The organism is Mesorhizobium sp. C399B, from assembly GCF_030323185.1.
GTDB lineage: Bacteria > Pseudomonadota > Alphaproteobacteria > Rhizobiales > Rhizobiaceae > Mesorhizobium.
Genome location: NZ_CP100472.1, coordinates 6,454,015 through 6,468,650, shown reverse-complemented (window position 1 = coordinate 6,468,650; position 14,636 = coordinate 6,454,015). Strand labels below are relative to the sequence as shown.

The 14,636-nt window shown below is 64.2% G+C and carries 15 protein-coding genes; 7 read left to right on the top strand and 8 right to left on the bottom strand.

Features of this window, described 5'->3' with window-relative positions:
• Positions 1–56: 56 nt before the first annotated feature.
• On the bottom strand, positions 57–2,627 hold the full coding sequence (gene cckA / locus NLY36_RS31005; protein ID WP_023736553.1) for a cell cycle histidine kinase CckA: 2,571 nt from the start codon (positions 2,625–2,627) through the stop codon (positions 57–59).
• Between the two features lie 205 nt (positions 2,628–2,832).
• Here cckA and NLY36_RS31000 point away from each other — a divergent pair, with 205 nt between their 5' ends.
• On the top strand, positions 2,833–3,549 hold the full coding sequence (locus NLY36_RS31000) for a flagellar biosynthetic protein FliO (protein WP_023736552.1): 717 nt from the start codon (positions 2,833–2,835) through the stop codon (positions 3,547–3,549).
• A gap of 175 nt (positions 3,550–3,724) precedes the next feature.
• Here the strand turns inward: NLY36_RS31000 and dksA are convergent, their stop codons facing one another.
• Together dksA and NLY36_RS30990 are read right to left on the bottom strand one after the other, a co-directional pair.
• Entirely contained in the window at positions 3,725–4,141 is a 417-nt protein-coding gene (gene dksA, locus NLY36_RS30995; protein WP_023673491.1) for an RNA polymerase-binding protein DksA, read from the bottom strand.
• A gap of 5 nt (positions 4,142–4,146) precedes the next feature.
• Positions 4,147–4,326, bottom strand: coding sequence for a hypothetical protein (locus NLY36_RS30990; protein ID WP_023696495.1), 180 nt, complete (start codon positions 4,324–4,326; stop codon positions 4,147–4,149).
• Between the two features lie 69 nt (positions 4,327–4,395).
• Between NLY36_RS30990 and NLY36_RS30985 the strand changes: the two genes are divergently transcribed.
• The 4 genes from NLY36_RS30985 to NLY36_RS30970 all read left to right on the top strand — a co-directional run bounded on the left by NLY36_RS30985 (position 4,396) and on the right by NLY36_RS30970 (position 8,156).
• A complete protein-coding gene (locus NLY36_RS30985) occupies positions 4,396–4,899 on the top strand; it encodes a SixA phosphatase family protein (protein WP_023696494.1) in 504 nt (167 codons plus the stop codon).
• An 86-nt stretch (positions 4,900–4,985) separates the two neighbouring features.
• Positions 4,986–6,464, top strand: coding sequence for a YcjX family GTP-binding protein (locus NLY36_RS30980; protein ID WP_023673493.1), 1,479 nt, complete (start codon positions 4,986–4,988; stop codon positions 6,462–6,464).
• Positions 6,461–7,525: a YcjF family protein gene (locus tag NLY36_RS30975; RefSeq protein WP_023693368.1), complete on the top strand. Its 1,065-nt coding sequence runs from the start codon at positions 6,461–6,463 to the stop codon at positions 7,523–7,525. Before NLY36_RS30980 ends, NLY36_RS30975 begins: the two co-directional genes overlap by 4 nt.
• 82 nt (positions 7,526–7,607) lie before the next feature.
• Complete coding sequence (locus NLY36_RS30970) at positions 7,608–8,156, top strand: hypothetical protein (protein ID WP_023673495.1); 549 nt, start codon at positions 7,608–7,610, stop codon at positions 8,154–8,156.
• Positions 8,157–8,498: 342 nt separating this feature from the next.
• Here NLY36_RS30970 and NLY36_RS30965 read toward each other — a convergent pair whose 3' ends face one another.
• From NLY36_RS30965 to NLY36_RS30955, 3 genes are all read right to left on the bottom strand, one after another.
• Positions 8,499–8,765, bottom strand: a complete 267-nt coding sequence (locus tag NLY36_RS30965) for a hypothetical protein (RefSeq protein WP_023685989.1) — start codon at positions 8,763–8,765, stop codon at positions 8,499–8,501.
• A 183-nt stretch (positions 8,766–8,948) separates the two neighbouring features.
• Entirely contained in the window at positions 8,949–10,157 is a 1,209-nt protein-coding gene (locus NLY36_RS30960; protein WP_023736551.1) for an MFS transporter, read from the bottom strand.
• A 59-nt stretch (positions 10,158–10,216) separates the two neighbouring features.
• Positions 10,217–11,206, bottom strand: a complete 990-nt coding sequence (locus tag NLY36_RS30955; protein ID WP_023673498.1) for an AraC family transcriptional regulator — start codon at positions 11,204–11,206, stop codon at positions 10,217–10,219.
• 160 nt (positions 11,207–11,366) lie between these two features.
• Here NLY36_RS30955 and NLY36_RS30950 point away from each other — a divergent pair, with 160 nt between their 5' ends.
• Together NLY36_RS30950 and NLY36_RS30945 are read left to right on the top strand one after the other, a co-directional pair.
• Positions 11,367–13,214, top strand: coding sequence for a monovalent cation:proton antiporter-2 (CPA2) family protein (locus NLY36_RS30950; RefSeq protein ID WP_023673499.1), 1,848 nt, complete (start codon positions 11,367–11,369; stop codon positions 13,212–13,214).
• Positions 13,214–13,762: a DUF924 family protein gene (locus tag NLY36_RS30945; RefSeq protein WP_023673500.1), complete on the top strand. Its 549-nt coding sequence runs from the start codon at positions 13,214–13,216 to the stop codon at positions 13,760–13,762. The genes NLY36_RS30950 and NLY36_RS30945 overlap by 1 nt, the downstream gene beginning before the upstream one ends.
• Here NLY36_RS30945 and folK read toward each other — a convergent pair.
• Positions 13,759–14,277, bottom strand: a complete 519-nt coding sequence (gene folK / locus NLY36_RS30940) for a 2-amino-4-hydroxy-6-hydroxymethyldihydropteridine diphosphokinase (RefSeq protein ID WP_023685987.1) — start codon at positions 14,275–14,277, stop codon at positions 13,759–13,761. The two genes, NLY36_RS30945 and folK, sit on opposite strands and share 4 nt — an antisense overlap.
• Complete coding sequence (gene folB, locus NLY36_RS30935) at positions 14,261–14,620, bottom strand: dihydroneopterin aldolase (RefSeq protein WP_023673502.1); 360 nt, start codon at positions 14,618–14,620, stop codon at positions 14,261–14,263. Before folB ends, folK begins: the two co-directional genes overlap by 17 nt.
• Between the last annotated feature and the right edge of the window lie 16 nt (positions 14,621–14,636).

Genomic DNA, 14,636 nt, shown 5'->3' with positions numbered 1-14,636 from the left:
TTCGCCTGCAATCATGGCAGCGTCACGTCATTGCGCAAGCTTTGAATTAGGGCGCCCTAAGACTCCAACACATCCTTGACCACGGTGGCCAGCTGCTTGAGGGAGAACGGCTTCGGCAGGAAGCCGAATTGCGCGTCCGGCGGCAGGTTTCTGGCGAAAGCGTCTTCCGCATAGCCGGACACGAAGACGAACTTGATGTCGGGCTGGCGCTTGCGCAGTTCGCCGAGCAGCGTCGGTCCGTCCATTTCCGGCATCACCACGTCGGACACGACGATATCGACTTTGCCGCCGAGCGCCTCGAAGACTTCCAGCGCCTCGACGCCCGAGGAGGCCTCATGGACGGTATAGCCGCGCGAGGTCAGCGCCCGCGAGCCGCCCATGCGCACGGCGTCTTCGTCCTCGACGAGGAGCACAGTGGCCGAGCCCGACAGGTCCTTGGCGCTGTCGGCGGCTTTCACCGGCGCAGCCGGCGCCTCGCTGACGTCGCCGGGCTTCTTCGCCTCCACGATATGGCGCGGCAGGAAGATGCGGAAGGTCGAACCCTTGCCGACTTCGGAATCGCAGAAGATGAAACCGCCGGTCTGCTTGATGATGCCATAGACCATCGACAGGCCAAGGCCGGTGCCTTTGCCGACTTCCTTGGTGGTGAAGAACGGCTCAAAAATCTTCTTCAGCACGTCCGGGGCAATGCCCGAGCCGCTATCCTCGACCTCGACCACGACATAGTCGGCAGGCGTGAGCTCGCGGTAGGAGAAGCTCTTGCATTGTTCGGCGGTGACGTTGCGGGTGCGCACGGTGAGGTCGCCGCCGGCCGGCATGGCGTCGCGCGCGTTGACGGCCAGGTTGACCACCACCTGCTCGAACTGGCCGATATCGACCTTGACCGGCCACAAATCGCGGCCGTGGTCGACCTTCAGCTTGATCTCGTTGCCAACCAGGCGGGCAAGCAGCATCCGGAGATCGGCAAGCACGTCGGTCAGGTTCAGCACTTCCGGCCGCAATGTCTGCTTGCGCGAGAAGGCGAGCAACTGCCGCACCAGCGAGGCCGCCCGGTTGGCATTCTGCTTGATGTTCATGATGTCGGGGAAGGACGGGTCCGACGGCCGGTGATTGGTCAGCAAAAGATCCGACGCCATAATGATGGCGGTCAGCACATTGTTGAAGTCGTGGGCGATGCCGCCGGCGAGCTGTCCGACCGCCTGCATCTTCTGGCTCTGCGCCATCTGGCCCTCGAGCGCCTTCTGCTCGGTGGTCTCGACGGCATAGACGATAGCCGATTCCTCGGCGCCCTCGCCGGTGCCGTCGGCGACGGCGTTGACGTAGAAGCGGATGTGACGCTCCTCATTGCCGGGCAGCAGCGTGTCGATCGGCTCGATGTCGGCCTGCCTCAGCCGCGCCTTCTCGAAGGCGGCGGCAAAGGCCGGCCGGTCGCGCTCATGGATCACGGTGTCCAGCCGCACGCGGCGGTCAACCGCGTCGCCGTCGACGACGGAGGAAAACAGCGACAGGAACGGCGCGTTGGTGCGCAGGATGCGGCCGCCATTGTCGACGGCGGCAATGGCCATCGGCGTCGAATTGAAGAAGCGAGTGAAGCGTACCTCCGAAGCCCGAAGATCGGCCGATGCGTCCTCGCCCTGGGTGCGGTTGAGCACGATGGTGCGGGTGGGACCGTTGGTCCCCTCGCGGCTGGCCGAGACCCGATGCATAAAGCGCACCGGCAGCGCCTCGCCGGTCGTCGTCGTAAGATCGAGATCGAGGACGGCGTTGCGGGTGGTGCCGGGATCGGCCTTGACCGAGCGCACCAGCGCCATGCCGTCGCCGGCGACGATTTCCGGGAGTGTCACGGCGCCAGGGGTGAAGCTCGCCAGATCGATGCCCAGCCATTCGGCGAGCGTGGCGTTGATGTAGGTGACACGGCCTTCCTGGTCGGCCGAGAAGAAACCGGCCGGCGCATGGTCGAGATGGTCGATGGCCTTCTGCAAGTCGAGGAAGAAACGCTCCTGCTCGGCCCGTTCCTGCGAGATATCGGCAAGCTGCCAGGCAAGCATCGGCAGGCGCTGACCGGGAACGCTGAAGGTCCGGGCCCGCGCCCGGTACCAGCGCGCGCCGGGTTCGGCGCCCGGCCGGATCGACTGTGCTAGCCGGAACTCACCGTCGCCGGCCTGGCCATCGCGCAAGCCCGAGGCCAGCCGGTATATGGTCACCGAAGCTTCGGGGACATCGGAAAGCAGGCCTTCGACCGTCTTCAGATCGGCGGCCGACGCAGCACCGGTCATCTCGGCGTAGGCCCGGTTGGCGTAGACGACGCGGCCCTTGGTGTCGGTGACGATCAGGCCCTGCGACATCGAATCGACGAAGGCCTTCGACAGTTCGTCCCCGGTCGAACGCGGCGCGATCTGCACGAAGCCGATGGCCGTGGCGAACAGGAAGCCGACGCCGATCATGGCAAGCACGCCCAGCATGCCGAGCAGGAACGGATCGCCAAGACGCTCGCGGAAAATGCCGAAAACGATCGCGGCCCCGGTCAGGACGATGATGAACACGATGAGCCGGGTAACCGCGCCTGGCCGCGTGTTCTGATCGACGATCGGTACCGGATAGAAATCGCCGCGCGTTTCCCTGGCCATATGCCCCCTGCTCGTGAGTTGTCCGACACCGCCCCCGGCCGGTTGAATCACATTCTCCTAATCCGGAAAAGGCCCTGGCGGCAAATGTCGGATAAAAATGACGCGTCGGTGTTTTGAAGCTGTTCACGAAGCGTGAAGGCAACTTGCGGTGGCTGGCCGCAACGGTCTAGTGTCCCTCCACTTCAAAAGCCGATTGGGGGCACCGATGCAGTGGCTGGATAATGTGGCGGGTCCCGGATATGCCGCAGCGCTGCTGTGGACGTTTGCTGCCCTTGTCCTGCTGGTCATCGTGCTCATCATCATCAGGCTGGTCCGCAACCTGACCTTCGGCACCTTCGTTGCCGGCGGCAGGAACCGCAAGACACGGCTGGCGGTCATGGACGCGACGGCGGTCGACAGCCACCGCCGGCTGGTGCTCATCCGTCGCGACGACATCGAACACCTGCTTTTGATCGGCGGCCCGACCGACGTTGTCGTCGAGCGCGATATCAGACTTGCAGCGCCACGCCGTCCGGCATTGACCGGCGATGGCGGTGTTGGCCAGCAGCAACAGGTGCCGCGGCCGCGCGCAGCACAACCCGCTCCCACCGCGCCCGCAAGGCAGGCGCCACCGCCGCAACCGGTAAGGGCTGCTCCAGCCGCCGTTCCGCCGCGCCAGGCCGCGCCGGCGCCGAAACCGGCTCAAATCTACCAGGCGAGCAATGTGACACCGCTGCCGGCCTATGGCTCCGCCGCCAATACTGCCCGGCAGGCCCCGCCACCGAAGCATGAGTCCATCGACGATACCCTGATGCGGGAGCTCGAGGTCTCGCTCGACGATTCGCACCCCAAACCGGCAAGCAAGCCGGCTGCGAAGGCACCGCAGTCTCTCGACGACGAGATGACCAAGCTGCTCGGCGAACTCGCCAGCCAGAAACGGTAAAGCCCGGCGAACCGTCACATCTTGCCGATTCCCGATCGAACGCCGCTTAAGCGTGTCGTCCGTTTCAGCGCGACGCGCTTTAACTTGGGGGCGGACTAAACCCTTCGGCCAAAAACAGAAATGGCCGGGAAACCCGGCCATTTCTGATGAAACAGTCCTGCCTGACGGCAGCGGCTCAATCGTCGCGATAGACCTTCTCGCGGCGTTCGTGGCGCTCCTGCGCTTCGATCGACAAGGTCGCGATCGGACGCGCATCCAGCCGCTTCAGCGCGATCGGCTCGCCGGTTTCCTCGCAATAGCCGTATGTGCCTTCATCGATGCGCTGCAGCGCCGAATCGATCTTTGAAATGAGCTTGCGCTGGCGGTCGCGGGCCCGAAGCTCGATGGCGCGGTCGGTTTCCGAGGAAGCGCGATCGGCGAGATCGGGATGGTTGGCGTTTTCCTGCTGCAGGATTTCGAGGGTTTCGCGCGCTTCGCGCAGTATGTCGGTCTTCCAGGTGACGAGCTTCAGGCGAAAGTAGGATTTCTGCCGTTCGTTCATGAACGGCTCGTCTTCGGAGGGTACGTAATTGGCTGTAACGATATCGTTCATTCGACTCACCCAACAACCCCAAATTTGGCGCCTATATATTCGCGCAGAGAAGGCTGCACAAGCGTAATCCGCGCGCGTTTCACGCAATTGTTAATGCCGCGCGGGCGATCCTCAGCAAAGCCTTCCATAGCAAGGGCGCGGGCGAATTCGCACATGATTCGCTGCGCTTGGGCGTCGCCGCCCATTGTGCCTCAGGCCTTTCTCGTGGCTAATCCAGTTGTGTCATTGGTGGGCAGCACACCATTGGGGGTCCGGTGAGCAGACTGTATCTGTTGAGGCATGCGAAGGCTGGCTGGGCCCTTCCCGGCGTGCGCGACTTCGATCGCCCGCTCGACGCATCCGGCATTGCCGATGCCGAAATGATGGGGACTGCGATGCGTGCCCGCAACTACATCCCCGATATCACGCTCTGCTCCAACGCCAAGCGGGCGCGCCAGACGCTGGAAGGCATCGCCGGCCACACCGATACCGGCCGGGTGCTGTTCTTCGACACGCTCTACAGCGAGGATGCCGCCGGCTACCTCGCCATCATCCGCAGCAATGGCGGCCCCGGCTCGCTGCTGGTCATCGGCCACAATCCGATGACGGAAGACCTTGCCATGGCGGTCTCGGGCGATGGCGACGAGGCCGCGCGGGCCATCATGAACCATGGTTTCCCGACCTCCGGCCTTGCGGTCGTGCGCTTCGACGGTACCCTCACCGACGCCGCGCAAGGTTCGGGCTATCTCGAAGCCTTCCTGACGCCCGCCGATCTCTGAGCGGAAACCGGCCAGGTCCAGGCGCCATTTCAAACTGGAGATGCAAAGCCTATATCGGGCGAACGGAAGCCTCGAGAGAACAGATTTTGGCATCATCGCTGACCACTTTCACCGACGAAGCGAGAATTGCCCTGGATACGCTGTCGGGGCGTGCGAGCGGGCTTTTTTCGCCGTCGCTTCGGCTGGGCGTTACCGGCCTTTCGCGCGCCGGCAAGACAGTGTTCATCTCCGCCCTTGTCCACAATCTCATCCATGGTGGGCGCCTGCCGCTGTTCGAGGCGCAGAAGTCGGGACGGATCGCTCGCGCCTTCCTCGAGGAACAGCCGGACGATGCCGTGCCGCGTTTTCAGTACGAGGACCATATCTCCGCCCTGGTCAACGACCGTGTCTGGCCGGACTCGACGCGCGCCATTTCGGAACTCAGGCTCACCATCGAATATGAGTCTGCCTCCGGTTGGAACCGGATGTTTTCCAGCGGCCGATTGTCGGTCGACATCGTCGACTACCCCGGCGAATGGCTGCTCGACCTGCCGCTGCTCGGCAAATCCTTCGCCGATTTTTCGCGCGAGGCGTTCGAGATGGCGATGCTGCCGGTGCGGGCCGACCTGTCGCAGGACTGGCGGGCGCTGTCGGCGAGGATCGAACCCAATGCCGAAGCCGACGAGATGACGGCGCGGCGCCTCGCCGAGAGTTTTGCCGCCTACCTCAAGGCCTGCAAGCTCGACGAGCGGGCGCTTTCGACCTTGCCGCCCGGCCGTTTCCTGATGCCTGGCGACCTCGAGGGATCGCCGGCGCTGACCTTCGCGCCCTTGCTGCTCAAGGGTGAGAAACGGCCGCGCTCCGGCTCGCTGCAAGCGATGATGGAGCGCCGCTACGAGGCCTACAAGACGCATGTGGTGAAACCGTTCTTCCGCGAACACATCACCCGCCTCGACCGCCAGATCGTGGTGATCGACGCCATGCAGGCGTTGAACGCCGGCCCCGGCGCGATGGCCGACCTGGAACGCGCGGTGACCGAAATCCTCTCCTGTTTCCGTCCTGGCCGAGGCAATTTCCTCACCGACCTGTTTTCACGCCGCATCGACCGCATCCTGGTTGCCGCGACCAAGGCCGACCATTTGCATCACGAAAGCCATGACCGGCTGCAGGCAATCGTGCGGCGGCTTGCCGACCGCGCCGTGGCGCGGGCAAATTTCACCGGCGCCGATGTCGATGTGGTCGCCATGGCGGCGGTGCGCGCGACGCGCGAAGGCACGGTCAAGCAAGGCCGCGACACCCTGCCGGTGATCATCGGCACGCCGCTGAAGGGCGAGAAGATCAACGGCGAAACCTTTGATGGTAAAGCCGAAACCGCCATATTTCCCGGGGACTTGCCGGAGAAAATTGATGCGGTTTTCGACGTTTCGGAAGCCGACCACCGGCAGAGCAGCGACGATCCGGCGATCCGTTTCGTGCGCTTTCGCCCGCCAAAGCTCGAACGCACCGCTGAAGGCGTCACGCTGTCGCTGCCGCATATCAGGCTCGACCGCGCCTTGCAGTTCCTGATCGGAGACCATCTGGCATGACCGCGCCCCGCAGACCGGCAGCTTTCCGCATCGAGCCGGAGGCCGAACCGAAGCAGGAAACGCGCAGCCCCCATGCCGAGCCGCCGCGCAAGCCGCGCACCGTCGTCGTGCCGGCCGAGATCGATGTCTTCGATGAGCCGGACATTGTCGCCGCCGAACCGCCGCCGGCGACCGCGCCGCGCAGGCGCTCGCTGTTTGCCAGCCTGTTTTTCGGCGCGGTCGGCGTGCTGGTTTCGCTCGCCGTCGGCCTGTGGACCGACCAGCTCATCCGCGACCTGTTCGAGCGCGCAGAGTGGCTGGGGTGGCTGGCAGCGGGAATGGCCGCAATTGCCGTGTTGGCCCTCGCAGTCGTGCTGGTGCGCGAATTCCTGGCTATCGCCCGGCTGGCCGAGGTCGAAAAACTGCAAAAGCGGGCGCTCGATGCCGTGGCCCGCGACGATCCGAAGGCTGCAAGGGCCGTCGTCGAAGAGCTTTCGGCCTTTGTCGCTGCGAAACCCGAAACCGCGGCCGGCAGGCGCTCCCTGGCCGAATTGCGCGGCGAGATCATCGATGGCGGCAATCTGGTGCGACTGGCCGAGACCGAAATTCTCGGGCCGCTCGATGCGAGAGCCAAGGTGATGATCCTCGAAGCAGCCAAACGCGTGTCGCTGGTCACCGCCGTCAGCCCCCGCGCACTCGTAGACGTTGCCTATGTCGTGTTCGAGGCCGGGCGCCTGATCCGCCGCTTGTCCGAACTCTACGGCGGCAGGCCGGGCACGCTGGGCTTTTTCCGGCTGGCGCGCAGCGTTCTTGCCCATCTGGCGGTGACCGGCTCGATCGCCGTCGGCGACAGCTTTGTCCAGCAGATCGTCGGCCATGGCCTTGCCGCACGGCTTTCGGCGAAACTCGGCGAAGGCGTGGTCAACGGCATGATGACGGCGCGTATCGGCATTGCTGCCATGGAGACGGCGCGGCCCCTGCCCTTCATTGCCGGCAGGCGGCCGGGTATGGGCGATTTCCTGTCGGCGCTGACCTCGTTTGCCGCCAGAAAAGAGAATGAAGCACCCGCCTCGACCAAGTGAACGCCCTCTCGCGGTCACCAAGCATTAACCAATCTTGTTCATGGTCGTCTAACAACAGCCTCCTTGTTGCCGGGTGTCGTCTATGAAAAGCGTAATCTTGTCCTGCGTCCTGCCCCTGGTCGCGCTTGCAGCACCTCTGGGCCCGACCGGGAAAGCCTTTGCAGCGGAGCCCGACAAGCAGTTCTTCCGCACCGTTGAAGGCAAATGGGTCGGCCCGGGCGAAATCATCGCCGGCAAATACAAGGGCACGAAGTTCACCTGCAGCTTCGACGGCTCGACGCCGGACAACAAGACCGGCATGACGCTCGATGGCGACTGCCGCGTCGGTGTCTTCACCCAGAAAATGTCGGCGACCGTCGAGCGCAAGGGCCGCGACTACAAGGGCAATTTCATGGGCGGCGCCGCGGGGTCGGGCCTGGACATCATCGGCGGCAACGTGGTCGATGCCCGCAAAGTCGTCTTCACCATCAACCGCAACCAGCTGCGCGGCGTCATGCAGGCCCGCATTCCCGACGACAATTCGATGACGGTGACCATCGCCGTGCGCGTCGACCAGCAGCTGGTGCCGGTCATCGGCATGAGCCTCAAGCGCGTCGACGCCGTCGAAGTCGGCTCCATCGCCAAAAACTGACTCTCAAGCGGTTCCCCGAAAAAAGCGCGGAACGGGGTTGCACTGCGCGTTAGCTGAGCTGTTCCGCTCAGCTCGATGTCGGGAAGGACACGCCACCTTGCGGCCAGGTTGGCGCTCCTCAAGCACGGGCCGCTCGGGCGGCACCTTTCTGCCGCGACCGGACATGTGGCGCGCAACCGACGATGTCAGCGTCTCCGATGGCCCAAGCCACAGCAAGGCCAACGTGTCATGGTCCTGTGCGTGCCGGCGGTCCTCCGTGTCAGCGCGATGCGCTTTAAGAACACCAGCAAAAAAGGCGGCGGCTACTCGAGCCACCGCCTTCCTCAATTTCCGAACGAAGAATCAGCCCTTGATGGCGGCCGTCAGATCGTCATAGGCCTTGCAGGCGTCGGCCGGCGTGGTGGCGCCCTGATATTTGGTCGTCACAGCCTGCACCTTGGCGGTCAGGTCGGCGGCCTTGGTCGGATCCTTGGTGATCGCTTCCTGCAGCGCGGCGGTCATTTCCTGCGCCTTCTTGGCCGCGATTTCCTGCGTGCATTCAGGCGCCTTCGAACAGGCCGATGCGGCAAGCATGGCGACACCCACGCCGACGAGCAAAAACTTCTTCATGTCAGTCATTCTCCTCACGAAGGCAGAACTTGATCGTCGCTGCCTTCCAACGGCCGAAGCCTGGCGTCCCATAGCCGCCGATTGCGGCAAAACGCAACGTGTGCGGCGCATAAACCTGTGCAGCGCTGCTGCAACGGCGCGGACGGCCTGATTGAGGCCGCCCGTGTCAGACGAAGCGAGGTTTCAGCCACGAGGCTGCAGCAGCGCCAGTGCGGCCGTCGCCGCGGCAAGGACGGCGGTTAGGGTCAAAGGTCCCGTAGCGCCATAGGTGTCCACGACATAGCCGCCGACAACCGCACCGACGGTGATGGCAACCTGGAAGGAAGTGACCATCAGGCTGCCTGCTGCTTCCAGCGCATCAGATGCCGCGCGAGACATATTGGTCGGCAGCACCACCGGCGCCATGCCGAAGGCGAAGCCCCACAGCGTAACAAAGCCGAAGGCAACGCCGGTTTGCGCGCCCCAAAGCACCAAAGCGAGTGCCGCAAACGCCATCAACGCGGCGGTAACTGCGAGGGCCATGTGGATGTTGGTGTCGGCCAGGCGGCCACCGGCAATATTGCCGATCACAGCGGCGATGCCGAACCCGAGCAGCGCCAGGGCAATCGGCCCGGTTGTGAGGAGCGTCACCTGTTCGAGGAACGGGCGCACATAGACCGAGCCGGCAAAATGCCCGGTCATCAGCAGAACAATGGCAAGCATGCCGAGTTGGATGCCACGCCGCCGTGTCAGCCGAAAGACGTCTGCAAGGCTGTTGCTTGCCGCCGCAGGCAAGGTCGGCAGGCTGAGAAGCTGCAGCAGCATGGCAAGCGCGGCCAGCCCCGCCGTCATGGCCATCGCGCTGCGCCATCCCAGCCAGTCACTGATCAACGCACCCATCGACGGCGCGGCAATGGTGGCGAGCGAGACGCCGAGGGTCACGATCGCCATGCCGCGACCTGTCGTATTGGCGCCAACCAGCCGCGCCACGACGGCAACGGAAAGTGCCCAGAAAGCGCTAAGAGCGATCCCCAACCCGGCCCGGCCCAGCAACAGCAGCCAGAAATTGGGCGCCAGCGCCGCAAGAATATTGGAACCGACCGCCAGGGCCATGAGGCCAACCAGCACCGCCTTGCGGTTCAATCGGCCGATGAGAACATTGCTCAACATGGCCGTCACGGCGCCAACGGAAGCGGTGGCGGTGACGACCTGTCCGGCAGTTCCCTCGCTGATGCCGAGATCGCGCGCCATCGGCGTCAACAGACCTGCCGGCAAGAACTCGGCTGACACCAGGGCAAAGCTGGTGGCCGCCAATGATAGGACCGCAAACCATGTGGCCGCGCTCCACGCGGCTGGTGCATCGGCATCAAGGCCGATTGCGGCGTCTTCAAGCTGTAATGTTGTGTCCGTCACGGAAAGATCTCCACAGTTGGAGATCTTAGATAGGCGAGTCCGCCCGGATGTTATGTACCTTAAAATCCGAAATTCATATCCATTCGTCCGGGAATTGTGCGACGCACAACGCCTGGCGAGACATTGGTGATGCGCTTGAACGCGCGGGCGAAGGACGCCTCGGAATCATAGCCCAAACGGGTAGCGACTTCGGCAACCGACAAGCCGTTTTGGCCCAGCAATTCGCGGGCAAGCTGCATTCGCAGGCGGGCGAGATAATGTGCGGCACCCTCCCCCAATACCGCGCTGAAGCGCTCGGCGAAAATCGAACGCGATTGGCCTGCCACGCCGGCGAGGCTTCCCAGCGTCCAGTTGTGGCCGGGGTCGCGGTGCATGGCCGCCAGAGCGCGGCCTATATGGGGGTCGCGGATGGCTGCGAGCCAACCGGTGGTCGATGCGCCGTTGCAATTGACCCAGCACCGGATGAGCCTGGCTGTCAGCAAATCCGCCATACGCGACAGGATGGTGGCGCTGCCCATCTGCGGTTGCGCGGCCTCCACCGTCATGGCCGCCAGCAAAGGGCCGACCATCGGGTCATTGCCGGCCACGTCGCAACCCTTGATGAGAGGCGGCATCAACGTGATCAACGGATTGAGCGCATAGGAGCCGAGAGACATGGAGCCGCAGAAAAGGGTGCTTGTCGCGCCCGTTCCCTGCCGTATCACTTCGCAAACGTTGCCGCCCAACTTGATCACCTGGCAGCCCTCGAGCGAATCGCCCACCACGTCCGGCGCACTCGCCAGCCGATGGGCGATGCCTTGCGGCAGCAGCACCAGATCGCCATCGCGCAACTCCTGCCAGCCTTGCGCTTCGGTGTGAATCCAGCATGGACCCTGGCCGACAAAGTGAAAACGAAGCAGTTGTTGTTGCGGAAAGTCTATGCTCCATGGGTGCCGGAGTTCGCAGCGGCCATAGTTGACGCCACTCAAGCGAAAGTCTTGCAGAACTTCGCTGAGCGCATCCATCGGGATATGTGGCAGCGGCGACGGCCGGGACGAATAATCAGGCATTTGTCAGATATAGATACCGGCCGTCCGACAGGCAAGCGCAGACTGTTGTTCCACCGGGGAATCGCTGCCACGGCACCCTACCCATCCTGGCAGGCTTCCCGCCCTTGCCTCCCGCTCCCGGTGCATGCAAGGAGTGCTGTCGGACACAGGGACAAGAGGCATGGCAGCGGAAGCATCGGGCAGCGATCTCATTCAGGTGGTGGCGCTGCTTGCCGCAGGCGTCGTCGCCGTTCCGATCTTCAAACGCATGGGGCTGGGCTCGATCCTAGGCTATCTCGCCGCGGGCGTGGTCATCGGCCCGTTCGGTATTGGCATTTTTTCCGAATCGGAAGCCATCCTGCATGTCGCCGAACTCGGCGTGGTCATGTTCCTGTTCATCATCGGGCTGGAGATGCAGCCGTCGCGGCTATGGGGCCTGCGCCGCGAGATTTTCGGCCTCGGCGCGCTGCAGGTCGGCGTCTGCGCCTTGCTGCTCACCGGTGTTGGTCTCGCCGGCGGCTTTCCGATCGCGCAATCCTTCGTTGCCGGCGCCGGCTTTGTCCTGACCTCGACGGCGATCGTCATGCAGCTTCTGGAAGAGCGTGGCGAGATGGCCAGCCCCAAGGGCCAGCGCATCGTGTCCATCCTGCTGCTCGAGGATCTGGCAATCGTGCCGCTTCTGGCGCTGGTCGCCTTCCTGGCGCCGGGCGGCAGCGAGATGACCCTGCAGCAAAGGCTGACCGAAATCGGCATCGGTCTTGGCGCCATCGTCGGGCTGGTGGTGGCCGGCCGCTATCTGCTCAACCCGTTCTTCCGCATCCTGGCCGACGCCAAGGCGCGCGAAGTCATGACGGCGGCAGCCCTTCTGGTCGTGCTGGGGTCGGCGCTGGTCATGCAGCTTTCCGGCCTCTCGATGGCGATGGGCGCCTTCCTCGCCGGCGTGCTGTTGTCGGAATCGACCTTCCGCCACCAGCTGGAGGCCGACGTCGAGCCATTCCGCGGCATCCTGCTTGGCCTTTTCTTCCTCGCCGTCGGCATGTCGCTCGACCTGCATGTGGTGGCCGACAACTGGCGGCTGATCGCCGTCTATGTCGTCGCCTACATGGCGATGAATGCGCTCGGCATCTACCTCGTCGCCCGCTTGCTGAAGAGCGGTCATCGTGAAGCGCTGGAACGCGCCGTGATCATGGCGCAAGGCGGCGAATTCGCCTTCGTCCTCTATTCGGCCGCGGCGGCGGTTGGCATCATCGACAGCCGGGCCAACGCAACGCTGACCGCGATCATCATCATCTCCATGGTGCTGACGCCGCTGGCCATCATTGCGCTCAAATATGTGACGCCGCGCGACGAGCAGTCGCTTGAAGGCGTCGACATCGCCGACGGCCTTACCGGCAGTGTGCTGGTCATCGGCTTCGGCCGTTTCGGCCAGATCGCCAGCCAGCCGCTTTTGTTGCGCGGCATCGACGTGTCGATCATCGACAATGATGTCGAAATGATCCAGGCGGCCGCCGATTTCGGCTTCAAGGTCTATTATGGCGACGGCACGCGGCTCGACATTCTGCGCGCCGCAGGTGCAGGCCGCGCCCGCGCCGTGCTGATCTGCGTCGACAAGCCGGACGCCGCCGTGCGCATGGCGGAACTGATCAAGGCGGAGTTCCCGCTGCTGACTGTCCTGGCGCGTGCCTTCGATCGTGGCACCGCGCTGTCGCTCATCCGCGCCGGGGTCGACTTCCAGCTGCGCGAGACCTTCGAATCGGCCCTCGTCTTCGGCGGTTCCGCGCTCGAGGTTTTGGGCGTCGAGCCGGAAGATGTCGCCGATGTCATCGAGGATGTGCGACGGCGCGACAATGCCCGACTGGAGACGCAGCTGGCCGAAGGCGTCCGCGCCGGGCAACGTTTCCTCAGGGGCAATACCGGCACGCCGATCCCGACGCCGCTGACGCAACCGCGCCGGCCCGGCCAGGCGCTGAACGAAGAGACGGCCGGCGTGCTGCACAAGCCCGAGCCCGCCGATCAGGGGGAAAGCTGATGACCGCATCGGATGAGCGCGCGCTCGCCGTCACCAAATTCTGGCGCGAGGCCGGCGAAGACGCGTGGTTCGAGAAGAACGACGTCTTCGACGCGGATTTCCGCAGCAGGTTTCTCGACCTGCACTTTGCCGCCGCGCGGCGCGAGTGCGACGCATGGTCGGAGCATGCCGAGGGTTCGCTGGCGCTGATGATCCTGCTCGACCAGTTTCCGCGCAACTGCTTTCGCGGCTCAGGCCATATGTACGCCACCGATCCGCTGGCACGGCACTTTGCCGCCAAGGCGATTGCGGCCGGCCATGACCTTTCGCTGGAAGAAAACCTGCGCGTCTTCCTGTACCTGCCCTACGAACATTCGGAACTGCCCGCCGACCAGGACAGATCGGTCGAGCTCACCACCGCCAGGGCGCCGGAGTATGTGAAATACGCCATCGAGCACCGCGACATCATCCAGCGCTTCGGCCGCTTTCCGCACAGGAACAAGATGCTTGGCCGCGAGACGACGGCGGACGAACAGGCATTTCTCGATGGCGGCGGCTTCTCCGGTTAACCCAGCCACCAGTCGCGGCCGGAAGCCAGCCGCTCTATGCCTGACGTATCGACGGCGCTGAGCCGCTCGGTCACGCTCCTGCCGCCCACCGCCAGATCCGGCGCGATCTCTGCCAAGGGCGCCAGCACGAAGGCGCGCTCCACCATTCGGGGATGCGGCACCTCCAGCCCGGTTTCGTGGATTGTGCGGTCGCCGAACACCAATATGTCGATGTCGATCAGGCGCGGACCCCAGCGCTCCTCGCGCACCCGCTTCAGCTTGCGCTCGGCCTCGAGGCAGAGGTCGAGCAGCGCCCTTGGCGCCAGCGAGGTCGAGATTTCGGCAGCGGCGTTGAGGAAATCCGGCTGGTCGAGCTTGCCCCAGGGCGGCGTGCGGTAAAGTGAGGAGACGGCGACGACGCGCGTGCTCTCGTCGGCGTCGAGCAGGCGCAGCGCCGCCGCCATCGAGGCCGAGGGATCGCCAAGATTGCCGCCAAGGCTGAGATAGACCGTGTTATTGTTACTCTGGCCAGACAACGGTCACCTCGACATAATCGAGCACGCCGGGCACCGGTGCGTTGGGCTTGCGCACGGTGATCTCGGCCTTCCTGATCTGCGGGAACCGTGAAGTCAGCGCCTTCGCCACTTCGAGCGCCAGCGCCTCGATCAGGAAGCGGCGATGTCCAGTGACGATCTTTTCAATCACCGTGAAGGCGATGCCGTAATTGACGGTGTCCTCGATGGAATCATCCTCCAGCGGGCGGCTGGGCTCGACCGTCAACTCGGCATCGACATAAAAACGCTGGCCAAGCGCCTCTTCCTCATCCAGCACGCCGTGCCGGGCAAAGAAGGCGCAGTTCTTCATGCGGATGACGTACATTTCTTAGTGTCCTGGG